20 protein-coding genes and 1 tRNA gene are annotated in these 25,187 nt (G+C 63.8%); 11 read left to right on the top strand and 10 right to left on the bottom strand.

Features of this window, described 5'->3' with window-relative positions; genetic code table 11:
• Positions 1-80: 80 nt before the first annotated feature.
• Positions 81-2,231 carry a putative bifunctional diguanylate cyclase/phosphodiesterase gene (locus tag ACN0T5_RS04085; RefSeq protein ID WP_417767345.1) on the bottom strand — a complete coding sequence of 717 codons (2,151 nt, stop codon included), beginning with the start codon at positions 2,229-2,231 and terminating at the stop codon, positions 81-83.
• 370 nt (positions 2,232-2,601) lie between these two features.
• Complete coding sequence (locus ACN0T5_RS04080) at positions 2,602-3,423, bottom strand: phosphodiesterase (protein ID WP_417767344.1); 822 nt, start codon at positions 3,421-3,423, stop codon at positions 2,602-2,604.
• A 239-nt stretch (positions 3,424-3,662) separates the two neighbouring features.
• Here ACN0T5_RS04080 and ACN0T5_RS04075 point away from each other — a divergent pair, with 239 nt between their 5' ends.
• The 4 genes from ACN0T5_RS04075 to ACN0T5_RS04060 are packed head-to-tail and all read left to right on the top strand — an operon-like array spanning position 3,663 to position 7,481.
• Positions 3,663-5,399 carry an ArnT family glycosyltransferase gene (locus ACN0T5_RS04075; RefSeq protein WP_417767343.1) on the top strand — a complete coding sequence of 579 codons (1,737 nt, stop codon included), beginning with the start codon at positions 3,663-3,665 and terminating at the stop codon, positions 5,397-5,399.
• Positions 5,396-6,385 carry a phosphatase PAP2 family protein gene (locus ACN0T5_RS04070; RefSeq protein ID WP_417767342.1) on the top strand — a complete coding sequence of 330 codons (990 nt, stop codon included), beginning with the start codon at positions 5,396-5,398 and terminating at the stop codon, positions 6,383-6,385. Before ACN0T5_RS04075 ends, ACN0T5_RS04070 begins: the two co-directional genes overlap by 4 nt.
• Positions 6,382-7,158, top strand: coding sequence for a glycosyltransferase family 2 protein (locus tag ACN0T5_RS04065; RefSeq protein WP_417767341.1), 777 nt, complete (start codon positions 6,382-6,384; stop codon positions 7,156-7,158). The genes ACN0T5_RS04070 and ACN0T5_RS04065 overlap by 4 nt, the downstream gene beginning before the upstream one ends.
• Before the next feature lie 8 nt (positions 7,159-7,166).
• Positions 7,167-7,481: a lipid-A-disaccharide synthase N-terminal domain-containing protein gene (locus ACN0T5_RS04060; protein ID WP_417767384.1), complete on the top strand. Its 315-nt coding sequence runs from the start codon at positions 7,167-7,169 to the stop codon at positions 7,479-7,481.
• Between the two features lie 79 nt (positions 7,482-7,560).
• On the opposite strand, the gene metC is transcribed toward ACN0T5_RS04060, so the two are convergent.
• Positions 7,561-8,739, bottom strand: coding sequence for a cystathionine beta-lyase (gene metC, locus ACN0T5_RS04055; protein WP_417767340.1), 1,179 nt, complete (start codon positions 8,737-8,739; stop codon positions 7,561-7,563).
• 314 nt (positions 8,740-9,053) lie between these two features.
• Between metC and ACN0T5_RS04050 the strand changes: the two genes are divergently transcribed.
• From ACN0T5_RS04050 to ACN0T5_RS04035, 4 genes are all read left to right on the top strand, one after another.
• Entirely contained in the window at positions 9,054-10,070 is a 1,017-nt protein-coding gene (locus ACN0T5_RS04050) for an amino acid ABC transporter substrate-binding protein (protein ID WP_417767339.1), read from the top strand.
• 157 nt (positions 10,071-10,227) lie between these two features.
• The gene (locus tag ACN0T5_RS04045) at positions 10,228-11,430 is read left to right on the top strand and encodes an amino acid ABC transporter permease (protein WP_417767338.1); all 1,203 of its coding nucleotides are present in this window, start codon (positions 10,228-10,230) and stop codon (positions 11,428-11,430) included.
• A gap of 4 nt (positions 11,431-11,434) precedes the next feature.
• Positions 11,435-12,736: an amino acid ABC transporter permease gene (locus ACN0T5_RS04040; RefSeq protein ID WP_417767337.1), complete on the top strand. Its 1,302-nt coding sequence runs from the start codon at positions 11,435-11,437 to the stop codon at positions 12,734-12,736.
• 48 nt (positions 12,737-12,784) lie between these two features.
• Complete coding sequence (locus ACN0T5_RS04035; protein ID WP_417767336.1) at positions 12,785-13,585, top strand: amino acid ABC transporter ATP-binding protein; 801 nt, start codon at positions 12,785-12,787, stop codon at positions 13,583-13,585.
• Between the two features lie 271 nt (positions 13,586-13,856).
• On the opposite strand, the gene ACN0T5_RS04030 is transcribed toward ACN0T5_RS04035, so the two are convergent.
• The 3 genes from ACN0T5_RS04030 to ACN0T5_RS04020 form a co-directional block, all read right to left on the bottom strand.
• On the bottom strand, positions 13,857-14,678 hold the full coding sequence (locus ACN0T5_RS04030) for a response regulator (protein WP_417767335.1): 822 nt from the start codon (positions 14,676-14,678) through the stop codon (positions 13,857-13,859).
• Complete coding sequence (locus tag ACN0T5_RS04025; RefSeq protein WP_417767334.1) at positions 14,675-16,243, bottom strand: PAS-domain containing protein; 1,569 nt, start codon at positions 16,241-16,243, stop codon at positions 14,675-14,677. The genes ACN0T5_RS04030 and ACN0T5_RS04025 overlap by 4 nt, the downstream gene beginning before the upstream one ends.
• A 361-nt stretch (positions 16,244-16,604) precedes the next feature.
• The gene (locus ACN0T5_RS04020) at positions 16,605-17,639 is read right to left on the bottom strand and encodes a GlxA family transcriptional regulator (RefSeq protein ID WP_417767333.1); all 1,035 of its coding nucleotides are present in this window, start codon (positions 17,637-17,639) and stop codon (positions 16,605-16,607) included.
• Positions 17,640-17,891: 252 nt separating this feature from the next.
• Between ACN0T5_RS04020 and ACN0T5_RS04015 the strand changes: the two genes are divergently transcribed.
• Positions 17,892-18,764, top strand: a complete 873-nt coding sequence (locus ACN0T5_RS04015) for a hypothetical protein (RefSeq protein WP_417767332.1) — start codon at positions 17,892-17,894, stop codon at positions 18,762-18,764.
• A 405-nt stretch (positions 18,765-19,169) separates the two neighbouring features.
• Here ACN0T5_RS04015 and ACN0T5_RS04010 read toward each other — a convergent pair whose 3' ends face one another.
• Positions 19,170-19,448: a PilZ domain-containing protein gene (locus tag ACN0T5_RS04010; RefSeq protein WP_417767331.1), complete on the bottom strand. Its 279-nt coding sequence runs from the start codon at positions 19,446-19,448 to the stop codon at positions 19,170-19,172.
• Positions 19,449-19,711: 263 nt separating this feature from the next.
• Between ACN0T5_RS04010 and ACN0T5_RS04005 the strand changes: the two genes are divergently transcribed.
• Positions 19,712-20,197 carry a molybdopterin-dependent oxidoreductase gene (locus ACN0T5_RS04005; protein WP_417767330.1) on the top strand — a complete coding sequence of 162 codons (486 nt, stop codon included), beginning with the start codon at positions 19,712-19,714 and terminating at the stop codon, positions 20,195-20,197.
• 138 nt (positions 20,198-20,335) lie between these two features.
• The gene (locus ACN0T5_RS04000; RefSeq protein WP_417767329.1) at positions 20,336-22,177 is read left to right on the top strand and encodes a putative bifunctional diguanylate cyclase/phosphodiesterase; all 1,842 of its coding nucleotides are present in this window, start codon (positions 20,336-20,338) and stop codon (positions 22,175-22,177) included.
• Between the two features lie 77 nt (positions 22,178-22,254).
• Here the strand turns inward: ACN0T5_RS04000 and ACN0T5_RS03995 are convergent.
• The 3 genes from ACN0T5_RS03995 to ACN0T5_RS03985 form a co-directional block, all read right to left on the bottom strand.
• Positions 22,255-22,329 (bottom strand) — tRNA-Val (locus ACN0T5_RS03995).
• 172 nt (positions 22,330-22,501) lie between these two features.
• Positions 22,502-23,176 (bottom strand): HAD family hydrolase, encoded by a 675-nt coding sequence (locus tag ACN0T5_RS03990; protein WP_417767328.1) that lies wholly within the window; start codon positions 23,174-23,176, stop codon positions 22,502-22,504.
• A gap of 104 nt (positions 23,177-23,280) precedes the next feature.
• The gene (locus ACN0T5_RS03985) at positions 23,281-25,050 is read right to left on the bottom strand and encodes a methyl-accepting chemotaxis protein (protein WP_417767327.1); all 1,770 of its coding nucleotides are present in this window, start codon (positions 25,048-25,050) and stop codon (positions 23,281-23,283) included.
• Positions 25,051-25,187: the final 137 nt, after the last annotated feature.

The raw sequence follows: 25,187 nt of genomic DNA, 5'->3' as shown, positions 1-25,187 counted from the left end.
AAAAGCCGTCCTGCGCCGGATCTCGGGCACATCCGTCAGCCGGTTCCGAACGTGCAGGAGCCGGTTTTGCGCGGCGCCCTTCAGAGGGTGACGCGGTTGCCGAGATATTCGCGGATTGCGATCTCGCTCGTGGTCGGGCGGCCGAAGAGGTAGCCCTGGGCGAGGTCGCAGCCGTTTTCCTGCAGGAACGCGAGCTGTTCCTGTGTCTCGACACCTTCGGCCACGACATCCATGCCGAGGGCCTTTGCAAGGCTGATGACCGTGCGCACGATGATGGCGTCGTCGGGGTCGGTCTCGACATTGCGGACAAAGGACTGGTCGATCTTCAGCCGGTCCACCTGGATCCGCTTGAGATGGGCGAGAGATGCGTAGCCGGTGCCGAAGTCGTCCAGAGCTATGCGGGTGCCCAGACGTCGCAACTCGCGCAGGGTCAGGGCAATGCGGTCGGCAAACCGACCGAAGACAACGGTCTCCGTCACCTCGATTTCCAGCTGATCGGCGGTCAGTCCGTGCTCCCGCAGCATGGCGGCGACGGTGGCGGCGAAATCAGGTTCGCGCAGTTGTGCAGCCGACACGTTGACCGAGATCGTTCCGTGGTCGAGCCCGGCGTCCGAGAGCTGCCTTGCAAGACGCAGCGTTCGGCGCAGGAGCACGAGGCCGAGCGGAACGGCAAGACCCGTCTCCTCCGAAAGCGGGATGAACTCTCCCGGCGAGATCGTTTGTCCGTCGAGCGTCCACCGGGCCAGCGCCTCGAATCCCTGGTGGGCGCGGCTGCCTGCCTCGACGATGGGCTGCAACGCGATGGACAGTTCATCGGCGGCGATGGCCGCGCGCAACGCGTCCGCCAACCGCCTGCGGCGCTCTTTCACCGCGCTCTGTGCGGGCGAAAAGAACGTGTAGGTCTGCCGTCCGGCGGCCTTGGCCTCGAACAGGGCGATGTCGGCGTGCTTCAGGAGCGTGTTGGCGTTCTGCCCGTCGCGAGGGAAGATCACCGCGCCGAGAGAGACGCTGGTCGACAGGTCGCGGCCCTCGATGCGCACTTCCTGCGCAACGCGCGTGCTGATCCGGCCGATCGTCCTTCGCACCGTATCCTCGTCCTCGGCATGGCTTAGAACGATAACGAACTCGTCGCCTCCGATCCGGGCCACGATGTCGGAGGGGCTGATGCATTCGCTCAGCCGCGCGGCCGTGACGCGCAGGAACCGGTCGCCGGCATCGTGTCCGAGCGTGTCGTTGATGTCCTTGAAATGATCGAGATCGAGGAGGATCAGCGCGCCGGACCGGCCGTCGTCCGCGCGCTGGCGTAGCGCCTCGTCCAGGCGGCGGCGCAAAAGCATGCGGTTGGCCAGACCCGTCAGCTCGTCCCGCTCGGCCAGCCGCCGGATTTCCTCGTCCTTCATCTTACGCTCGGTGACGTCGAGGATGACGCTGTGCCAGACGGTCTCGCCGTTCGGCTCACGGCGCGGCAGCCCGCGCCCCTCGAGCCACTTGAACTTGCCCGAAGGGGTGGTCAGTCGCCAGACATAGTGCCAGGGCGTCAGGTTGCGGGCGGATTCCAGCACCGATTCCATCATCGGCGGAACGTCCTGGGGATGGATCATGTTCCAGATCGGTGTCGGGTCGTTGTTGATCGCCTCGGCCGGCAGTTCCCAGATGCTCTGGCACCCCGGGGTCATGTCGAACATCTGGTGCGAACCGTCGTTCCTCAGCCGATACCGGTAGATCGCGCCAGGGATGTTTTCGGCCAGCGCCCGGAACCTGGCCTCGCTCGCATGCAGCCGGGCATAGGCCTCGATCTGGACCGTCACGTCGGTGATCGTGATGTTCCAGGCATCGTTCGGCAGATCGGTGCGTGGAAGGCCGCGGCCCACCACCCATTTCGGCGCCCCGGTGTCGGTCAGGATGCGTGCCGCGACCGTCCATTCACGTTTGGCCCTGGCAGCGGTCCGCAGCGCCTCGATGGTCTGGGGCAGATCGTCGGGGTGAACTCTCGACCACAGCAGACTGAGGTCCGCACCGATCCTGGAAGCGCTGAGTCCCCAGATCTCGCTGCAACTCTCGCTGATATAGTCGACCGCGAACGTTCCGTCCTCCGGGCGGCGGGAGACGCGCATGACGGAGAAGGGCAGCGGGTTTGCCAGCAACAACTGCGCGGCTGCGCTCGAAAGTTCCCGGGTGTCGTGGTTCGAGCCGTCTGCCGGTCGCTCCGGCGCTTGCGCTTGTTTCAACATTCCTGTCCGGTTGCTCGTGTTCATGGTCTTGCCCGCGGGTTCACCGGTTGAGATCCAGTTGACGAGTCAAGTCTGTATTTTATGCGTAAAAAAGTAGTTCCAACTTCGATTCAATGAAAACGGAAATTTTCCGCCTGCCCGATCAGGGGGGCGGGTATGGTGTACAGCCAGAAAATATTAACAGGGTATAGCAATTCGGGGCCGAGGTTCAATAGTAGCCATCTGCCTTGTCTATACGAAGCTTTTTCGTTTGTGTCTGTGTTGCTGCGTCGCGGCGACGTCCTCAACATTCCGCACGGATGCGCCTGTAAAACGCACGCAAATCTCGACGGCCACCGGCAGCGCGCCGGTGGCCGGGATCGGGAAACCGTTACCAGCTGACGCCTTCATCGGCGAAGAAGGGGTAGGGGCCGGCAAATTTCTCGACATAGGCGAGATGGCTGACGACACCGCTTTCGCGGGTGTGGTGATGCATGAAGAAGGCGGGCGGCTCCATGATGAATTCGCCCTCGCCCTTGTCGAGTATGTCCAGATGAACCTGGTGCCCGGTGCTGGGAGCCAGCGTCATCACCGTTCCGCCGACCGACGCGATGATCGTGCGGTGAATATGGCCGCACATGACACGCGCCACGTGACCGTGGCGCGAGATGACGCCGGCAAAGGCGGTCGCGTCCTTCAGGCCGATGCGGTCCATGTGGGCAATGCCGGTCAGTGCCGGCGGATGGTGCAGGGCAACCAGTGTCGGGCGGTCGCTTTCGGCCAGCGTATGGTCGAGCCAGGCGATCTGTGCCTCGCCGAGTTCGCCATGCGGGGCTCCCGGCACGGCGCTGTCCAGGGCGATCAGGCGAACGTCGCCGATATCGACCGCGTAGTGCATCTTGCCGTTCTCGCCCTCGTGGATCGGGCCGACTCCGCTCAGGCTTTCGCGCATCAGCTTGACGGAATCGTGATTGCCGGGAAGCACATAGACCGGGGCCTTGAGCCGGGACAGAAGACGCTGGACGCCCGCATATTCGCGCGCGTCCGGGGTGTCGCCGAGATCGCCGGTGACGACGATGGCATCGGGCTGCGGGTCGAAGGCGTTGAGCGCCTCGATGGCGCGCCTGGCGAGCGTGTTGGTTTCGCTGACGCGGTAGCAGGCAAGCCCGCGCGGCCGAATGTGCAGGTCGGTGATCTGTGCGATCAGGGTCATCGGTCTCTCCGTCTTGGGGCGCGCGTGCCGGCGCAGTGTCCTGATTTAGCGAAACTGTCCGGCACAGGCGAGGGAAGAAAGCATGGGCCGGGTTCCGGCGGTATCGGGACGGCACCCGGGGTCAACAGAATGGCTGCAGGATGCGCGCGGAAGGTTTCCCTTTCGCGCGCGCTCATGTAGGAAGCGCGCGGGGGTGTTGGCGCTTGCCGAGGCAGGCCGGAGTAGCAGGCGAATTTGACATGAGCGAAACGACTGACGGGCAATCCACAGAGGCTTTTGCCGGTCCCGGCGCTCGCTGGCTGCGAACGGTCGGGCACCGTGGTATCGCGCCGCTTCTGCTGGTCGTGCTGTCGCTCGCGTTCTTCCTGCCGGGCCTTGCGCAGGTTCCGCCGCTCGACCGCGACGAACCGCGATTCGCCCAGGCCACCAAGCAGATGGTCGAAAGCCGCGACTTCATCGACATCCGTTTCCAGGACGAAGCCCGGCACAAGAAGCCGGTCGGCATCTACTGGCTGCAGTCCGTCGCCGTGGAAGCGAGCGGGCTGGGTTCGGCGGCCCCTATCTGGGTTTACCGACTGCCCTCCCAGCTCGGTGCGATCCTCGCCGTTCTCCTGACCTATTGGTGCACGCGGGCCTTTGCCGGCCCGCGCACGGCTTTCGTCGCCGGAGCGCTCGTTGTCGCGACCTTGCTGCTCGGGGTCGAAGCGCGGCTGGCCAAGACCGATGCGATGCTGCTCGCCACGATCCTGGCGGCACAGGGGGCGCTGGCCCGCATCTGGCTTGACCGCGAGACGGGGCGTCACCCGGGACTTGCCGCCGTTTTCTGGGTTGCGCTGGCGTTGTCCGTGCTGATCAAGGGGCCGGTTGGCCCGATGGTCGTCGGGCTGGCGCTGGTCGCCCTGTGCGCCGTGCGGCGCGAGTTTTCCTGGCTGAAGCGGCTCTATCCGCTGCAGGGCGGGATCGCATTCGTGCTGATGGTGCTGCCCTGGTTCGTCGCGATCTACCTGCAGACGGATGGCGCCTTCTTCGAGGAGGCGATCGGCAAGGACCTGCTGGCCAAGGTCGGCAGCGGACAGGAAAGCCACGGGGCGCCGCCGCTGACCCACCTGGCCGCGGCGCTTGCCACCTTCTGGCCGCTGCCGGCGTTTGTCGTGCTCGCCCTGCCGATGCTGATGCGTTCGCTGAAAAGCCCCGTGGTGCTGTTCTCGCTCTGCTGGATCCTGCCGTCCTGGGCGGTGTTCGAACTGACGGCGACGAAACTTCCCCATTACACGCTGCCGCTGCTGCCGACGATCGCGCTGGTCGCCGCCGTGCTGCTGTCGCGGCAGTCGGGAGACGCGGCGCACATGCCCTCGAAGGCATGGCGCTACGCGGGGGCCGGTCTGCTCGCCGTGCCGGTGGTGGGTGTCATCGCCGCGAATTTTGCGGCCGGACCGGTGCTTGGCACCTGGCCGTCGCCTCCTGGCGCGATGATCGCGGTGCTGGCCCTGCTGCCGGGACTTGCGGCGACGCGCCGACTGGCGCGCGGCGCGGCCGCGGCGGCCCTCCCGCCGACACTCGCGGCCGGCCTGCTGCTGATCGTCGCGACATGGGGCTTTACCCTGCCGAGCCTGTCGCCGATGTGGATCAGCCCGCGGCTTGCCGAGGAGGTCGCCAAGGTGGCGGATTGCCCGGATCCGCTCGTTGCCAATAGCGGCTTCAACGAGCCGAGCTATATTTTCCTGCAAGGCACGGACACGCGGCCGCTTTCGGCTGTCGACACGGCCGCCTTCCTGCTGCAGGTGCCGCAGGCGGGTGAGGGCGGACGCTGCAGGGTCGCCGTCGTCGAGGGGCGCGAGGAGGCCGGCTTCCTCGCCGCGCTGGCAGCGAGCGGGCGCGCGGATGCGGTTCCGGCTATTCGCATCCAGGGCTTCAACATCAATGGCGGCAAGAAACTGGATTTCGGCATCTACCGGGCCACGGACCTGAACGAATGAGCGAGACCGAGAAGACCAAGGACGCGGCCACGACCGGCAAAACCGGTCATGACTGGGAGCCGTCCATGACGAGGTTGCGGACCTGGTTGCGGCACGCGTTCGACCGTGCCCGTGCCAACGCGGCGCGCATGAAGGTGCTGGTGGACGGACGCAATGCCAGGGTCGCGAGCGCGACGCGGACATTGCCGCCGGGTCACCGGCCGCAGGATGTCCTGGCAGTCTTGCTGCTGACGGTGGGCATTGCCGTCATCGTGCTCGATATCCCGACCTATCCCTGGCTGCGCTCGCTGCCGCAGGAGTACAAGGCCGCCTTCTCGGCGATCACGGATCTGGGCAAAGGGCACTGGATCCTGTGGAGCACCGGTCTCTACTGCCTGCTGACGCTGGCCCTTGACTGGGATGCGATGCGCTTCCGGGTGCGCATGGCGCTGGGCACGGTGTGGACCTTCGCGGCCTATATCTTCGCGGCGGTGGCGACGAGCGGCATCGCCGTTCTGCTGCTCAAATGGGTTCTGGGCCGGGCGCGGCCCAAGCTCTACGAGGAGGTCGGGCCGGTGCATTTCGACATCTTCGCCTTCAAGGGCGCCTATACGAGCTTTCCTTCCGGCCATTCCACGACGGTCGCCGCACTGGCGACCGCGCTGGCGCTGATCTTTCCCAGCTATCGCTGGCTGATCGTCGTGTGCGGCTTCTGGATTGCCTTCAGCCGCATCATGGTCGGTGCGCATTATCCCAGCGACGTGATCGCCGGCACCTTGCTCGGGATGAGCGTCGCGCTCGTCATCGGGCGCTGGATGGCGCGCCGGCGCATCGGCTTCGTCTTTGACGAGGCCGGCACCATCCGACCGATCATCGGCCGGACGGGGGCCCGGCTCGGTGCCAGGGCGCTGATGCGCGGGCTGACCGGCAAGCGTCCCATCGCGGGCATGAACACCCTTGCGCCTTCTGCGGAGGCGCGCGACGACACCCAGGACACACCGCAATGAGCGCTCCCGATCCCGAGATTTCCGTCATCGTGCCGGCCAAGGACGAGCGCGACAACCTGGGCGAACTGATCGCCGAGATCGCCGGCGCCCTTGAGGGCCGGCCGTTCGAGATCATCGTGGTCGATGACGGATCGGGTGATGGTACGGCCGAGTGCCTTGCCGAACTGGCGCAGGAAGCCCCCTATCTGCGGGGACTGCGTCACGAGACATCATGCGGACAGAGCGCGTCGGTGCGCTCGGGGCTGCACGCGGCGCGCGGGCGGATCATCGTCACCATCGATGGCGATGGCGAGAATGACCCTGCCTATATTCCGGCGCTGATCCAGGCGCTCGAGGCGGCCGGCGACGACGTGGCACTGGCGGCAGGCCAGCGGACCGGACGCAAGGCAAGCTGGGCCAAGCGTCAGGCTTCGCGCCTTGCCAACGGGCTGCGCGGGTGGCTTCTACGAGACCAGACGCGCGATTCCGGTTGCGGCCTGAAGGCGGTGCGCCGTGAGGTTTTCCTGCTGCTGCCGTATTTCGACAGCTGGCACCGGTTTCTTCCGGCGCTCGTTCTGCGAGAGGGGTATGGCGTGACCCATGTCGATATCGTCGATCGTCAGCGCCGCCACGGCAGTTCAAAATACGGGATCTTCGACAGGGCCCTGATCGGCGTTCTCGACCTCTACGGCGTATGGTGGCTGCGCAGGCGTCGCCGCAACGTGCCGCACGTGACACGGGTCGCGGGCTTTTCCGGTTCCGTGCCGGCGGCCGCGGCAACGGGCAAGGAGTGAGCGCCGTGCTGAACGATCTTCTTGCCTGGCTCTATCTGGTTTTCATCGAGCGCTTCGACGGATGGGTGGCGCTCGGCTTCGTCGCCCAGGCGATGTTCATGATGCGCTTCGTGGTGCAATGGGTCGCCTCGGAGCGTGTCGGCCGGTCGATCGTGCCTGTCGCGTTCTGGTTCTTCTCCGTCGCGGGCGGCGGGCTGCTGCTTGTCTATGCGATACAGGCGGGGGACCCGGTGTTCATCGCCGGGCAGGGACTGGGGCTGGTGATCTATTTCCGCAATCTCTGGCTGATCTTCCGAGAGAAGCGAAACGACCCGAATATCTGAGACGATTCGGGCGGGGCACGGCCTTCAGGGGCTGGCGAATGACGGGGACGGCGCGGCAAGGCGCCGTCCCTTTTCCGTCTCAGGCCCCAAGGGCAGAGAAGCCGGCTTCGAGATCGGCGCGGATGTCGGCGACATCCTCCAGTCCGATATGCAGGCGGATGCTCGGGCCGCCGTCGGGCAGGGGCGTCGCGGTGCGCGCGCCCTTGAGACGGACCGGGATCGCCAGGCTTTCGAATCCGCCCCAGGAATAGCCGAGCCCGAAGAGCTTCAGCGCATCAAGGAAGGCGTGGCTCTGCTCGAGGCTGACGCTATCGATGAAATCGAAGGCGAAGAGACCGCAGGCGCCGGTAAAATCGCGCTTCCAGATGGCGTGGCCAGGATCGCTCTCGAGCGCGGGATGGCGCACGCGGGCGACCTCGGGCCGCTCCGCCAGCCAGCGCGCGATCTCCAGGCCGCTGGCCATGTGATGGCGCAGGCGCACGTCCAGGGTGCGGAGCCCGCGCAGGCCGAGGAAGACATCGTCCGGCCCGACATGCAGGCCGAGCGCGCCATAGGTCTCGATCAGACCGTCGAGGGCACGGTGGCTGGCGGCGACGGTGCCCAGCATGGCGTCCGAATGACCGACGAGATACTTGGTCCCCGCCTGGATCGACAGGTCGACGCCGTGTTCGATGGCGCGGAAGAAGCAGGCTGTCGCCCAGGTGTTGTCCATCAGCACGAGCGCGCCGGCGGCATGCGCCACCTCGGCGATCGCCGGAATGTCCTGCATCTCGAAGGTCAGCGAGCCCGGCGCCTCGGTCATCACTGCCTTCGTGTTCGGCTTGAACAGCGCCGCGATACCCGCCCCGATGGTCGGGTCGTAATAGTCGACCTCGATGCCGAGGCGCCGCAGGGTGGTTTCGGCAAGGTTCCGGGTCGGGCCATAGGCGCTGTCGGTGATCAGCACGTGGTCGCCGGAAGACAGGCAGGAGAGCAGGGCCAGCGAGATCGCGGCGAGACCGGACGGGGCGAGCCGGGCTCCGGCCGCGCCCTCGATTTCGGTGATGGCGTCCTCAAGGGCGTTGGTCGTCGGATTGCCGCGTCGCGCGTAGTGGTAGGGCTGCGCGCCTGTCAGCATCGTCTTGCTGTCGGGGAAGAGGACCGTAGAGGCATGAACCACGGGCGGGTTGACGAAGCCGTGGAAATCTTCCGGCGTTCGGCCTGCATGGGCGAAGCGTGTCGCAAGACCTCGCGCCGGGTTGGACTGGGACGCGGACATCTAGACCCTTTCGGAGTTTTGACTGGATTTTCGCGATGTGAAAAGTTTTTCACAAATCGTGCCTTACTGTGCGTCGGCCTCTTGACCCTTAGCGATAAATGCCATCGAATGCACCCATGAGATGACGGTGGCATCTTCGACGATCACAGAAAAACCAGGATCGCGAGGGCGCCGGGAGGGGGTATCCAGTGTTGACACTGCTTCTTGATATTGATCGGGGCGGAGTCTGCACAACATGGTCGCATCCTGTATCCCAGACACGTAATCTCGAAAAAACCCAGAATAAACAGGGCAAAAGAGAAGGCTGCATAACCATGACGCATAAATTCCTTCCGATCGTGCTCGGCGCGGCGCTTGGCTTTACCGCCACCGCCGCTTCCGCTGCGACGCTCGATGACGTGAAGGCCAAGGGCTTCCTGCAGTGCGGCTCGAACACCGGCCTGGCCGGTTTCGCCGCTCCGGACGACAAGGGCGAGTGGAACGGTCTTGATGTCGACACCTGCCGTGCCATCGCCGCGGCGATCTTCGACGATCCGAACGCGGTGAAGTTCACGCCGCTGACCGCCAAGGAGCGCTTTACCGCTCTGCAGACCGGCGAAGTCGACGTGCTGGTGCGCAACACGACCTGGACGATGAGCCGCGACACCACGCTCGGCCTCAACTTCACGGGCGTGAACTACTATGACGGCCAGGGCTTCATGGTCCGCAAGTCGCTCGACGTGTCGTCGGCGCTCGAGCTGTCCGGGGCTTCGGTCTGCGTGCAGACCGGCACCACCACCGAGCTGAACCTGACGGACTACTTCAAGGCCAACGGGATGGACTACAACCCGGTGGTGTTCGAGAAGCTCGAGGAGGTCAACGCCGCCTACGACGCCAATCGCTGCGACGTCTACACGACCGACGCCTCGGGTCTCTACTCGATCCGCCTGCAGCTCACCAACCCGGGTGATCACATGGTGCTTCCGGAGATCATCTCCAAGGAGCCGCTCGGGCCGGCAGTGCGCCAGGGCGACGACCAGTGGTTCAACATCGTGAAGTGGGTCCACAACGCGATGATCAACGCCGAAGAGCTCGGCGTCACCTCGGCCAATGTCGAAGAGATGAAGGGTTCGGACAACCCGAACATTCGTCGTCTGCTCGGCGTCGAGGGGCAGTTCGGCGAGGCCATCGGCCTCAGCAACGACTGGGCCGCGCGCGTCATCAAGCATGTCGGCAACTACGGCGAGTCGTTTGACCGCAACGTCGGTCCGGACACTCCGCTGGGCATCGCTCGCGGCGTGAACGCGCTGTGGTCGAAGGGTGGCCTGCAGTACGCACCGCCGATCCGCTGATCTCAAGGGCTGACCGGCCCGGCGCATCACGTGCCGGGCCGATTTTCCTTGGTACGAACCGAGCCCGGACATACCGGGCCGGGCACGCCCGCAAAGCGGGTTGGTTTTACGGATCAGGCTGAATACAGCCGGTCCGGGCGAGGGGAACTTGTCTGACATGACACCTGCGAGCTCTGCCCTTGGCGAGCGAACGGGCGGCGCGTCTGGTGCATCCTGGTTCTACAATCCGCGCGTGCGCGGCGTGGTCTTCCAGGTGCTCGTTGTCGCTTTCCTGTTCGGGATGCTTGCCTTCTTCGCCTATAATGCGAAGATCAACCTGGAACGTGCTGGAATCGCTTCCGGACTCGGGTTTCTCTCCGAGCGTGCCGGTTTCGACATCTCGCAGACGCTGGTCCAGTACACCAATGACAGCAGCTATTTCCGCGCCTTCATCGTGGGCCTGCTGAACACGCTGCTGGTCGCCGCGATCGGCATCCTGATCGCCACGGTGCTCGGCTTCATCGTCGGTATCTCGCGGCTCTCCAAGAATTTCGTCATCCGGCAACTTGCCACCTGGTATGTCGAGCTGCTGCGCAACATCCCGCTGCTGCTGCAATTGCTGTTCTGGTACAAGGCCGTGCTTTCGGTGCTGCCGTCGCCGCGCCAGTCGCTGGAACCGCTCTCCGGGGTGTTCCTCAACAATCGCGGCCTGATCCTGCCGGAAGTTGTCGGACAACCCGGCTCCTCGCTGATCGGCTATGCGCTGATCGCGGGCATTGCCGGCGCCTATGGCATTTCCCGCTGGGCGCGGAAGCGGCAACTGGCGACGGGCAAGCAGTTCCCGAGCGGTTTCGTCGGACTCTGCCTGATCCTGGGCCTGCCGCTGCTGGCCTTCCTGCTCTCCGGGATGCCGCTGGAGCTCGCCTATGCGGAGCTCAAGGGGTTCAATTTCCGCGGCGGCGTCGTCGTCAATCCGGAATTCATGGCGCTCCTGCTCGGCCTGTCGCTCTACACTGCGGCCTTCATTGCCGAAATCGTGCGCGCCGGCATCCTGGCCGTGTCGCACGGGCAGACGGAAGCGGCCTTTTCGCTCGGCCTCCGGCCCCGGCGCACGCTGCAACTCGTGGTGATCCCGCAGGCAATGCGCGTGATCATCCCGCCGCTGACGAGCCAGTATCTCAACCTGACCAAGAACTCCTCGCTCGCGGTGGCGATCGGCTATCCCGATCTCGTCGCGGTGTTCGCGGGCACGGTGCTCAACCAGACCGGCCAGGCCGTCGAGGTGATCATCATCACGATGCTTGTCTATCTCACCTTGTCGCTGCTCACCTCGGGCTTCATGAACTGGTACAACGCGCGCATGGCGCTGGTGGAGAGGTAGGGCGATGAGCACCAACACGATCGCCTATCTGCGCAAGGACGAGGCGCCCAGCCTGCCGCCACCGGTCACCAAGACCGGCGCGATCGGCTGGCTGCGGGACAACCTGTTCGATTCCGTTGCGAACTCGATCCTGACGGTTGTCGGCATCGCCATCCTGGCGCTGATCCTGCCGCCGATCATCAACTGGCTGTTCATTGATGCGGTCTGGACCGGCTCCGGCCGCGATGCGTGCGTCGCCGAAGGCGCGGGGGCCTGCTGGGCCTTTGTCTATGCCAAGTTCGGCCAGTTCATGTATGGCCGCTATCCGGACCCGGAACGCTGGCGGGTGGACCTCACCGGCCTGCTGCTGATCGCCGGCCTGGTGCCGGCGGCGATCCCGCAGGTGCCGTTCAAGCGAGAGACGGTGATCTACCTGCTGGTCGTCTTCCCGATCGTCGGTTTCATCCTGCTGACCGGCGGAAACGTGGACATTTCCGGCTCGTTCTGGCTCGGCTTTGCTATCATCGGCGGTGTTCTGCTGGCCGCCGCCGTCATGGTGTGCATGAATGCCGGCATTCCGCTCGCCGGGCCGCTGACCGCGATCCTGTCCGGGTGGGTGGCGCTGGCGCTCGTCTTCGGCGTGGTGTCCTTCGACTTCGGGCTTGTTTACGTCGAGACGCAGCTTTGGGGCGGGTTGCTGGTGACCCTGGTGGTTGCCATCGTCGGCATCGTCGCCTCCTTCCCGATCGGCATCGTCCTGGCGCTCGGGCGCAGGTCGAAGCTGCCGGCGGTGAAGCTGATTTCGGTGATCTTCATCGAGTTCTGGCGCGGCGTGCCGTTGATCACCGTGCTGTTCATGTCCTCGGTCATGCTGCCGCTGTTCCTCCCCGATGGCGTCAATTTCGACAAGCTGCTCCGGGCGCTGATCGGCGTCGCCCTGTTCGCCTCCGCCTACATGGCCGAGGTCGTACGTGGCGGGTTGCAGGCGATCCCCAAGGGACAGTACGAGGCAGCCGACGCGATGGGCCTGTCCTTCTGGCAGGGGATCGGCCTGGTGATCATGCCGCAGGCGCTGAAGCTGGTGATTCCGGGTATCGTCAACACGTTCATCGGCCTGTTCAAGGACACGAGCCTGGTGCTGATCATCGGCCTGTTCGACCTGCTTGGCATCGTGACGCTGAACTTCTCGGACTCCAACTGGGCCTCACCCAACACGCCGGCGACGGGCTTCATATTTGCGGCCTTCGTCTTCTGGATCTTCTGCTTCGGCATGTCGCGCTACTCCATCTACATGGAGCGCCGCCTGCACACCGGTCATGCGCGCTGACGCGCGCGGGCCCCGAAGCATCCGACATTGGAATTTGGAGCAAGTGACATGACCGAGAACGTAGTCGAGGCCGAGAGCATCCCCGCCGTCCGCAGCAAGATGACGGTGTCGGACACGGATGTGGCCATCGAGATCACCAACATGAACAAGTGGTACGGGGATTTCCACGTGCTGCGCGACATCAACCTCAAGGTCATGCGTGGCGAGCGCATCGTGATCTGCGGGCCCTCGGGCTCGGGAAAGTCGACGATGATCCGCTGCATCAACCGGCTGGAGGAGCACCAGAAGGGCTCCATCGTCGTCGACGGGATCGAACTCACGGACGACCTCAAGAAGATCGACGAGATCCGCCGCGAGGTCGGCATGTGCTTCCAGCACTTCAACCTCTTCCCGCATCTGACGATCCTGGAGAACTGCACGCTGGCGCCGATCTGGGTGCGCAAGATGCCCAAGGCCAAGGCCGAGGAAATCGCCATGCACTACCTGGAGCGGGTGAAGATCCCCGAGCAGGCGAACAAGTATCCGGGGCAACTGTCCGGCGGCCAGCAGCAGCGCGTGGCGATCGCCCGCTCGCTGTGCATGAGCCCGAAGATCATGCTGTTCGACGAGCCGACCTCGGCGCTCGATCCGGAGATGATCAAGGAAGTGCTCGACGTGATGGTCGGTTTGGCGGAAGAAGGTATGACCATGCTTTGCGTCACCCACGAAATGGGTTTTGCCCGTCAGGTCGCCAACCGCGTCATCTTCATGGATGCCGGCCAGATCGTCGAGCAGAACGAGCCCGAGCCCTTCTTCACCAACCCGCAGCACGAGCGGACCAAGCTCTTCCTCAGCCAGATCCTGCACTGACGGAACGGCAGGTGGCCGGCGCGGCGCGCGAGGCCATCATTCCGGCGAGCATGCAGATGTCGTGCGGCACGAATGAAAGGCGCGGACCAGGGATGGTCCGCGCCTTTTGTGTGTTCCATGCCGGAGACGGGGAACCGGGGGCGGGCCGTTGCCTTGCCACCTCTCGGAAAGGAGGGCGCCTGCCGCCCGGCGCCGACACGACAGCCGCCGTTGGTGGCAGTCAGGAAGTGCTTTGCCGCGCACCGGCCGCGCCGATGCGGCGCATCTTCGATCAGGCCGGCTGCAGGCAGCCCATCACCAGCTTGAAGACATCGACCGGGCGGTAGGGATAGTCGATGAAATGGTCGACACCGGTTTCCGCAAGGCCGCTGCGGACGCTGTCCGCCATGTGCGGGGGCGCCAGCAGGACGATCTTTCCCTGCTTCGGACGCACGCCCGAGTTGGTCATGTATTGCAGGAAGAAGTGGACTATCTTGCTGTAGACGAGAAAGACCAGGTCCTGCGATCCTATGTCGAGGCTCTTGGTCTTCAGTTTCTCTTCCGGAATGAGGGTCACTTCGCACCCCAACTCCTCCAGCGCGGCGCGGATCGGCTCGGTGACCTTCGGCAACCCACTGATGATCGAGACGCGAAGCGAACGCTTCTGCGCCTCGCGCGACTGGCGCACGGCCTTCTCGATCCTCTTTAACTGCTGCCTGTGCGCCTGGTTGATGCGCTCGACTTCCTTCAACCGGGTTTCGACCGTGGCCAGCAGCATGTCGAAATCGAGCGGCTTGGTCAGGTAGTCGTCGGCACCGAGCTTCTTGCCCTGGATGATATCCTCGCGGGTGGCGAGGGCGGTCAGGAAGATGAAGGGCACGCGAGTCAGTTGCGGCTGGTCCTTGCGGATGTGCTCCAGGACTTCGGGGCCGCTCATGTTCGGCATCATCATGTCGCAGATGATCAGGTCCGGTGTCTGGGTAGCGAGACACTCCAATGCCTCCTGGCCGTTGCCGGCCGTGAAAACCTCGTAGCCGGCCTCATCGAGTTCCTCCCGGAGGTCTTCCAGCAGCAACTTCTCATCCTCGACGCAGAGAATTTTCTTCTTGGTCATATCACGGCCTCGCCTGAGAGGGGGGTGCCGGTGGTTTCCCCGTGGTGGGGAAGGCGGATCTCCACGACCGTGCCGCGTCCGGTCTCGCTGGTGACGTGCAGCTGTCCGCGGTGCTCGGTGACGATCATGTGCGTCATGTTCAGCCCGATTCCGGTTCCCGGAATGCCGCTGGAGGTGGAGGCACGGTAGTAGCGGTTGCAGATCTTCGGGATTTCACTCTCCGGGATGCCGACCCCCTGATCCACGAAGCGAATGACGGCAAAACGCCCGTCTGTCAGTCCCTCGACGCGGACGCTGTCCTTGCCGGGGGAGTACTTGATCGCATTGGAAAGGATGTTGCTGACGCATTGCTCGACAAGGCGGGCGTCGATCATCGCGCTGTCCGGAAGGCCGTCAAGGTCGGTGTGAATGCGATGGGTGGCGCAGACGCTTTGCTGGCGGATGCAGGCACGCTGAACGAGTTCCCTGAGTGGCGAAGGTGCCGGCGTGATCTCAAGTGCACCCGACTGGTGCTGGGAGAAACTCAGGAAGCGGTTGATCAGATACTGCATCCGGTCGACCGATTCCCGGATGTTGGAAAGACGCTTGGCAACCGCATCCGTGTCCAGAACCGCGCCGGCCACGTTGTCGGAGAGACGGTCGAGCCCACGCTTCAGACGCTGGGCGTTGCTGTCGATGATGGCAAGCGGGGTCCGGAACTCGTGTGAGGCCATCGACACGAACTCGTGCTGCATCTCGTTGATCTTCTGCTCGTCGCGCAGCATTTTCACGAGCTTGTCGGTGTGCCGTTGCAGCGTGCGGTGCTGGTTCTTGAATGTCGTTATGTCGGCGAACTTGTAGGTGACCATCCCGTTCTCGCCGTTGGCACGCCGGCTGACGCGGTACCATCTGTCCTTGCCGATGCGGAACTCGCACGGTGTTTCAGGGTCGTTTTCAAGGCCCTCCAGGGCTTCCGCCAGGCCGGCCGGACCGAGGCGCCGCATCGTGTCGACAATGTCGGCCTCTTCAGCTGCCCAGCTCCGGTCGTTTGGAAACAGGGTGTCGAAGGTTCCGTTGGTGAGGATAATCCGGCCGTCGGCATCCGTGACGACAAGGCCGTCAATGACCGCGTTGACCGCATTGACGAGCAGGTCATGTCCCTTGCGCAGTTCCTCCGTGCGCTCTTCCAGGCGCTCGGCGAGCAGATCCCGCTTCTCGGTAACCGCGATTTCCCGGTGGTGAGCCTCGGTCACGTCGGTGTAGATCGTGACGAAGCCGCCGTCGGGCATCGGCGTTCCCTGGATTCGCAGGACGGTGCCGTCCGGACGCTGACGGACGAAGTCATGCGCCTCGCGTCGACGTGCGAGCGCCACCCGCTCCTGGACGAGCGTTTCCACGTCGCCGGGGCCGTAGTCCCCTCGCTCGGCGTTGAAGCGTATGAATTCATCAAGGCTTGCCATGCGCTCGATGAGCTCGACGGGCAGATCGAGCAACCGGCGGGCCGTTTCGTTGGCCAGCACAAGGTGCAGATCGGAATCCACGACCGTGATGCCTTGATGGACGGTCGCCAAAAGGTGCTTCAGCACGCTTCTCTCAGAACTGCCGTCCCGGATAAAATGGTTCACTTGGAGGTCCTGTTCTGGGAACGCCTTGATTGCGTTTTTGATTAGAACACCAGAGACAAGGATTCGAAGTTGAAGTCAAAAACGGGCTTAACAGTACCTTTCAAAAAGTCCGCTTCTGACGTAGCGGGCACGGAGCTGTTTTCGGTTCTTATGCCTGATTTGAAAAGACGAGGGAAAGGCTGTCCGGCTCGAATTGTCTATCGGATACAGCCGTTTGAGGATCCGCGAGAGACCACAAGGAGGCGCTTGCTGCCGATCTGCTCCACGCTCCTGGGCGCCGGTCCGGGTGTTTTTCAGGTGCCGACGGGGGAGGCCGGCTGTGTCAGCTCACCGTCACCAGACGCGCGGCGGCACCGCGCATCGGCGCCTTGCGTCCGCCCTGCGCCCAGAAATAGGACTGCCGCTCCTCGGTCGGGGTGCAGCTGTAGCGCTCCCGGTAGCACTTGGTGAAATGAGAGGTCGATGCGAAGCCGCAGGCAATCGCCACGTCGAGCACGGCACGGTTGGTGCGACGGAGCAGGTCGCGCGCCGTCTCCAGCCGGAGCTTGAGGTAGTACTGGCCCGGGGTGCAGTCGAAATGGCGGCGAAACAGGCGCTCCAGTTGCCGCGGGCTGAGGTTCACCGTCATCGCCAGTTGCTGGCAGGACAGAGGATCCTCGATGTGCAGGTCCATGATGCGGATCGCATCGAGGATCTTGACGTTGGAGATGCCGGTGCGGCTTTCCAGGTCGTGGCGCTGCGCGCTCTCGCCCGAGCGCATGTTCTGATAGAGCGCGACTTCCGCCACTTCATGCGCCAGATAGGCGCCGTGCTGGATGGCGATGACGCGCAGCATCATGTCGAGCGCGGCCATGCCGCCGGCACAGGTGATGCAGTTGCGGTCGATGGCAAACAGATCGCCGGACACCTCGATCTCGGGGAATTCCTCACGGAAGGAGCGCAGGTTCTCCCAGTGGATCGTGCAGCGGCGGCCGTCGAGAAGATGGTAGCGCGCCAGGACGTAGGACCCGGTGCAGACTGCACCATAGGTGCGTCCGCGTGCGTTGAGCTTGCGAAGTTTGGTGCCGAGCTCCTTGGGAAGCGGTATCCGCTCCACGTCGACCCCGGAACAGATCAGGGTGATGTCCGCGTCCTCGATGTCGGCCAGGGCGCCATCGACCGACATGTGGCAGCCGTTGCTCGCCTGAACGGTGTTGCCGTCGACCGAATAGGTCTTCCAGGAATAGAACTCGTCGCCGAGCACCCTGTTTGCGATACGGATCGGTTCGATGGTCGAGGTGAACGCGATCAACGAAAACTGATCCAAAAGGATAAGGGCCACCGATTGTTTTTCGGTGGTGCCGGTCTGTGCCGTCATGCGCTGCGCCCGATCTGTAGACGTCTGGAAGGCTTATGCTTCTTGTTTCGTTGAGTTTGTGAGCGGCTATCTGACTTGTCAAATAAATTTGGCTTTGAATACATGTGAATGCAGCTTATGCCTGAAATCATGAAATAAACGGGGGCGGCTTCAACAAAATGTCATGACCGCCGCCGCCGATGCGCAGTGAACGCATGCTCAATCCCTTGCCGGCAATGATGCGCCGTCGATGACGGGGGGCGGCGAGGGGGCTTGCTCGAACCAATGCATGCCGGCTTCGCTGTGCGGACGCCGTTCGAACGACGCTATGTGAAGGACCTTGCCGCGAGCGCTCATCCGGACGCGGTTCGCGCCTTCAATGCGACACCGCCTGTGCGGCGCAAGTATTTCGCCGGCGCGCGCGGATTGTACCGGCCCGAACATCACTATGTGGTGGCGCCGCCGTGCTGGGAGCGTACGGCGGAGGGCAAGGTCTGGCTTGGCGTTTTTGCCCATGAGATCGGGCATGCCATCGACATGCACGGGCGCGGTGTCGCCGGCGCGCGCTCGATTGCACTTGTGCCGGCGATCCGCCGCGACCGGGCCCTGCTTGGCGCGCGCATTGCCGCCGGACACCGGCCACCGAAGCGCCAGGAAAACGGCGAGGGCGCCCGGGGACTGTGCGGTCTTCCCGCAGAAGCCCGCGCGGCGCTGTTGCATACGCTGCCGCATGCCGAGGCGGCAGCGGCCTTCGCGCGGTCCTGGCACGAGGGGGCGCTCCGCGAGGCGCTGCGGGAACTTGCCGGCCGACTGGCGTCAATGCAGGCGGCGGGAGCGCGCTCGAGGCGCGAGCGGCAGGCCCGCGAAACCGCGCGGTTGATGGCTTATGCGCTGGCAAGCGTTGGAGACTTCATCGCAGCCGTCTACGATCTCGAAGGCAATGGACGGTCTGCGGACTATTACCGGCAGTTTCCCGCAATTTCGGGCCCGTATCTGACTGTCGGGCACACGGCGGAGGCCTTCGCCAACGCTTTTGTCTCGGACGTTCTGGAGGGACGGGAGCTGCTTTCCTACCTGACGCGCACCGCCGCACCGTGTACCCACGCGGCCTATCGGAGCCTTCTTGCAGGCATCGGGCGGACTTGATCGGCCGGGCAAGCAGCAACGCGCTGCAACTCGTGACCGAACGGTCATGGCACCCGCCATGGGGCCAGTGTCGCCGGTCTTTCTCTACGTCAACTTCACCGCGAACCTGTAGATTGCCTGGCTTGCGTGGGCCACCGTCCTGACGATGTCGTTGGTGTGCCGGCCATGGAAAGCATATCTGTCCACGACGAAAAGAGAGGAGACGATAAATACGGCCGCTACCATGCGCATACCACATGGTGACTCTGGGTAATTAAAGAGTCGTTTCGGTAGTCCGGATTATAATAATATAACAATATTACATATATATTTCAATGCGCAAGTTCGTCCGGAATGTCGCCATTGCCTCGCGAAATGCTCAACACGGTGCATGCGGACCGTGCCGCAAGTGCGGGAGCGTGTCCGTCACTCGAGGTTCTTCATCCAGGCAATCGCCTCTTCAAACTCTACGCCGATCTCCTCGTCCTTGCGCCAGACAACAGTTATGTGGGTGCGGATGTTCTCGGGAAGAAAGACAAGCTCGACATCCCCGTCCGTGATCAGCGGGGTCTCCAGCTTGAGCCTGGCGCCCTTCGACGACATGTTGACGATGCGGCAGTCGATGCCGAACCCGCCCTTTCCGGCGAGCACGATACGTCCCTGCTTCAGTGTTCTCTGGCGTTTTCTGATCCGGGAATCGTTCATTGCTCTGGCTGGTTTCCTGTCCGTGTGTTCCGGTGACGGATCCTACCCGATTCCCTGCCTTTGGCCCCGGAGCAATGCGGCAAGGTTCTTCAGTCGAGAACCCGATCATCTCGCTCGCCCGGCGGTCCGGAATCTTGTCGGGTCTGGCTGTTGCCGGCGAGGAGATTGTTTCTGTTTCGATATCCGTAGTTTAGGCGGTGTTAGCGAATCAGCCAATATTGTTCACGCCAATCAAGGACAATAATCACAGGAAGGTCACGCCTATGTTTCGCACATTCTGCATGGCTCTCGTCGCACTTTTCGGCTTTTCAGGAATGCCGTCCGCAGGCGCGGCGGAGCCGGAGGTGGTCCTGACCGTGGAGGGGGAACTCGAGGGCGGGAAACCCGTCGATTTCACCATGGCGGAGCTGGAAGCGCTCGGAAGCGCGACCATCCGAACCACGACACCCTGGCATGACGGCGTCCAGACCTTCGAAGGCGTGCCGATGGCCGCGTTGATGAAGAAGGTCGGCGCGAACGGCAGTCTGCTCTATGTGGTTGCACTCAACGACTACAGCTCGGAAGTGCCCATAGCCGACTTCGAGGAACATGGCGTGATCCTCGCGTACAAGCTGAACGGGGAATACATGAAGGTTGTCGACAAGGGGCCTCTCTTTGTCATGTACCCGTTCGACGACAAAGAAGAGCTGAGCAGCGAGCTCTATTATACGCGAGCCGTGTGGCAGGTCAGGAAGATTACTGTCGAGTAAGTTTTGGCCGGTCGGGGTGTCATGCTTAGTATAAACAGGTTTCGCTACGTCGCCATTGGTGTCGGGTGCTGCCTCGGCCTCGGCATTTTCGTGCTCTCCCAGCTGATCGATGCCTCGGAGGAGGCCGTGGTGCGTTCGATGCGCTACGACATCGCGTGGACGGGCGTCAACGGGCGGCTGGAGGCGTCGCAGCTGGAAAAACACGTCGCGCGCTACGCCTGGAGCGGAGAGCGCTCCGATGCGGACAGGGCCCGGCTCTACTACGACATTTTGAAAAGTCGTCTGGAGACCTGGGATTCCGGCGGGTTCAGGCTGTTTCTGGATTTGACGGAGGAGCGACGTGCCAGGTTCAACAAGGTTCGTTCGCAGCTTCTCGAACTCGACGACGAGTTTGCCAATCTCGACGGGCCGAATTCCATCAACGTAATTCTCGGCGCATTGCGGGATGTCGCCCCGGTGATGAACCGGCTTGGCAGCGATGCGCACACAGTCAGCGTGAGCGAGGCGTCGCATGTGCGACAAACGCTTCGCTCCAGGCATTACCTGCAGAGCATCCTCATTGCCGGCCTGATCGGTGTCGGGCTGGCCCTTTTGCTGCTGCTCTGGGTTCAGAACCGCTCGTTGGGTCTTGCCCGCCGGGATGCGGAGCAGAACGCCAGGGACTTCGCCTTTCTCGCAGAACACGATGCTCTCACCGCACTGCCCAATCGCCTCTCGCTCAAGCGGGCCGTCGAGGAGTGCGATCGGCACGGGATTCCGGAGGGCAGGGTACGCGCCGTCCTGGCGCTTGATCTTGATGGCTTCAAGACGATCAACGACACGCTTGGCCATGCTGCGGGTGATGCCGTGCTGGTGGCCGTGGCACGGCGCATCGAGAGGTTGTTGCGCACATGGGGCGAGGGGAGCCTTGCGGCCCGCTTCGGCGGCGACGAGTTCGTGGTTCTGATGCGCAACGAACAGTCCCGCGACGCCGTGGAGGAAAAAGCCGGCCGCTTGCTCGAGATCGTCCGCCGTCCCTACAAGGTCGCGGGAGGAACGGTGAGCGTTGAAGCCTCCATCGGCATGGCGGTGGCGGACGGGACGAGCATCGACGTGCCCGCTCTCATGCGCAACGCGGACATAGCCTTGAGCGAGGCCAAGAGCCGCGGCAAGGGCATCGTCGTGGGATGCGACGAGGTGATGCGCGCCTCTCTGGAGCGGCGCAAGTCCATCGAGCAGGACATTTCAGGAGGCCTGGAGCGCGGCGAGATTTTTCCGTTCTTCCAGTCGCAGGTCGACCTGGCTACGGGAGAGGTGGTCGGATTCGAGGCGCTTGCTCGCTGGCGCCATCCGACGCTCGGGTGGATATCGCCCATGGACTTTATCCCGATTGCCGAGGCCAGCGGCCAGATCAACGCCATTGGCAGCGCGATTCTGGCGTCTGCCTGCGAGGTGGCCTGCCGGTTTCCGTCGCCGGTTCCCGTTTCGGTCAACGTGTCGGTTGCACAGTTGATGAATGACGAGATTGTCGGGACGGTGCGCGATATTCTCGCGCGTACAGGCCTGCCGGCAAGCAGGCTCACGCTGGAAGTCACCGAGTCCGTCGTCATGCACGATCAGGAACGGGCGCTGTCCATGCTGGGGCGCCTCAAGGAACTCGGTGTTTCGATCGCCCTGGATGATTTCGGCACCGGATACTCCGCCCTGGCCTATCTCATCAATTTCGATTGGGACGAACTGAAGATCGACAAGAGCTTTGTCCAGTCGCTGCAAACCAACCCGGACAGCGCGGCCATTATCCGGACGATCGTCTCGCTGGCCTTGCAGATCAAGACGTCAGTGGTCGTGGAGGGAATCGAGACGGTTGAACAGCACATGTGGCTGAAGGACATCGGATGCCGTGTGGGGCAGGGATATCACTTCAGCCGGCCGATTCCGGCCGAGAGGCTGGGCGAGCAGAACGCGACCGGCCGAAACAACGCGGCTTTTGCGGCCAGCTGAACGCGCCGGCAACCGACCGCGCCCGCGGTGCGAAGCTGACGGCATGTCGCTGTTTTCAGATCATTCATTGTGGAAAATGGTGGGCGATACTGGGATTGAACCAGTGACCCCTCCCGTGTGAAGGGAGTGCTCTCCCGCTGAGCTAATCGCCCTGACCGTGTCGGCTGGTGGCGGAGGTCTATTATAGGTCGGGGGGATAGGCAATAGGCAAATGACGTTTTCGAACAGGAGCGGCAATCCGGACCCGTACCGGGTGCGGACGGAGTGCCCGCGCGGTCCTTGCAGCGCCCGTGCCGGGGAGGCTGCAGATCGCTCCGTCCGGTCTCAGTTTCCTGCGAGGCCGGCCAGCGCCCCGGCAAGCTGGTCGAAATGGTTGATGACCGCATCCGGCCCGAGGTCCGCGACCGGTGTGTCGGTATAGCCGAAGGTGACGGCCACCACCGGCAGCCCGGCGGCGCGCGCCGCGTCGATGTCGGTCCGGCTGTCGCCGATCATCACCGACCCCGGGACGATGCCGCCGCTCCGCTCGATGGCACCCAGAAGCGGCATCGCGTCAGGCTTCGGCCGGGCAAACGTATCTGCACCGACAACCGCCCTGAAACGGTCGATCAGGCCGAGTTCGATGAGAAGTTCGCGGGCGACGACCTCGGTCTTGTTGGTGCAAACGGCCATGCGCCAGCCTGCGACATGCAAGGTGTCGAGCGCCTCCACGGCGCCAGGAAAGGGGCGGCTCAGCGTTGCGATATCCGCCCGGTAGCAAGCGATGAAATCGCGGTTGAGTCGCTCGATCGTTTCCGGAGACGGGTCTGTGACGCCGTTGTCGGCCAGCGCCCTGCGCAGCATTGCCCGTCCGCCCTGGCCGAAGAGATGGCCAAGGCGCTCCACGCTGGTCTCGTCATGGCCCTCGGCACGCATCACCGCATTGATCGCGGCGGCAAGATCGTGGCTCGTGTCGACCAGGGTGCCGTCGAGATCGAAGAGAAGAACGGGTGAGGTCATCGGGCGGGGCTCCACGGTGTCGGACAGCGCCTTATACAGGCGCTTCCCGTCCGGTGCGAGGGGCAAGCCCGGCCGCGCCCGGGGAGCCCGGGCCTTGCAACGCTCTACAGCTTGTAGGCCGTTCGGAAGGCGCCCCAGTGACGGCCGTCGATGACGATCGGGGCGTCGACCTCGCGCATCCAGATGACGGCGCCGTTGCCCATGTCGCGCGGATAGGTCTGCACCAGGAAGGGACGGGTATTGCGGGCCGCACTTAGACCGGCGCGATCGTCGAACACGCGGCGGTTGCGGCAGTTGGCGGCGTTCCAGGCCGGGTCATCCGGGCGCTGGGGCTTGGAATAGACCAGATTGTGCACGGGGAGGTAGCCGTTGCGGTCGACCGAGGCGCAGAAGGCCATGCCGGTTCCGCCGGCCCGGCCGAGAATGTCTTCCTGGATCGGCGGCAGGATCCTGTCGAGCACCGCAAGGGCCCGGTTGGAGACCTGGCGCGGATCCGTTCCCTTGATTGGCTGGTAGTCGGTGTCGAACAGCGCGTCCAGCGTCAGGGAACCGTTCTCCAGTGCCTTGTCCATCGCCTCGATGATCCGCCGGGCACCGTCCTGCGCGCATTCGATGGACGGGTTGAGTTCGGTCCGTATACGCGTGAGCACGTCGACAAGCCGTCCGGTGAAGACGTCGTCGGCATCCTCGAAGGCGCAGTGCATGCCGCTCTCGGAGACGGCGACGATCCGCAGCGCCGTTCGCCCGAGCCCGTCGATATCGGCGGTGGCCGGACCGATTGAGGCATTTGCCGCGCCGCCCTGCGGCACCAGCAGCATGCCACCTGCAGAAACGTCGCGCGTCTTGACCTGGACGCGGGTGCCTTCCTGGGTGACCGTTCCGGCGATCTCGACGGGGAGGCGGTCGTCACGGCGCCGGTCGCCGATGGTGGTCTGCCGGATCATCATGGTGAAGCGGTTGCTGAGGCTCGTTCCCAGCGCCAGCATCTGGCTTGAGGCATTTCCGGCGGCCGTGCCGGCCCGTTCGGCGCTGTCGGTGGCAGCTGCGATGGTGGAGACCTTGTCGGTCACGGCTCGTACGAAATCGGCCGTCTGGCGCGCGGTTTCGCCCACGGATTTCGAGGTTTCCATCTGCCGGCCGACGGCATCCGCGACGGCAGAGAAACTGGGCAGGATTTCGCCGATCACGCCGATGATGCGGTCGACGGCGTGAATGCTGCCTTCGGCCGACTGCTGCAACCGCCCGATATTGGCGACGATCTCGTCGGTTGCCGTCTGGGTTTCCACCGACAGTGCCTTCACCTCGTTGGCGACGACCGCGAAGCCCTTGCCGGCTTCACCTGCGCGCGCCGCCTCGATCGTCGCGTTCAGCGCCAGCAGATTGGTCTGCTTGGCAACGTCGGAGATCAGGCGAACCACATTGGCAATGTCGTCGATCGCGGTCTTCAGCTCCTGGATGCCGGCATTGGCGGTGTCGGCGACCTGGCGGGCTTCCTCGGCGAGCTTGCCGGATGTGCGGACCTGGGTGTCGATCTCGTTGCTGGCCGCGACCAGGCTTTCCACCGATTGCGAGAGGTGATGGGCCGTTTCGTCGGCATGCCGGGATTCGGAATGAAGCGCTTCGGAATGCCCGCGAATATCCGAGAGAAGCAGGAGCTGCTCGTCGACCCGCTGGCGCAGTTCTTCCGCGCCAGAGCCGATTCCGGTGGCCGCCGTGCGCAAGTCGGATTCGATAAGGTCGAGCGTCAGGGCGGTCTGATGATCTCGCCCGAGGGAGGTCGCCTGTGTCTCGACTGGCGCGCCGGTCTCCTCGATCACTTCCAGAACATTATTTATTTCAACGGCTTTACGACGCGATGCCGGAAAAAGGCGCATGTGTTTTTCTCCGAGAGCGTAACTTCCCCAGGGGATCGTGATTTTTCTTCATTCGAGGTTCCCAGATTTACTTGAAGTGTTGGTTAACGGCGTCATGGCGTGTCCGTCGACCTTCGTCGCGGGGGCAGGCGGCCGGG

The organism is Stappia sp. (assembly GCF_048261845.1).
Taxonomy (GTDB): domain Bacteria; phylum Pseudomonadota; class Alphaproteobacteria; order Rhizobiales; family Stappiaceae; genus Stappia.
Note: the sequence above shows the minus strand (reverse complement) of the source record. Positions and strands in the feature narration are given on the sequence as shown.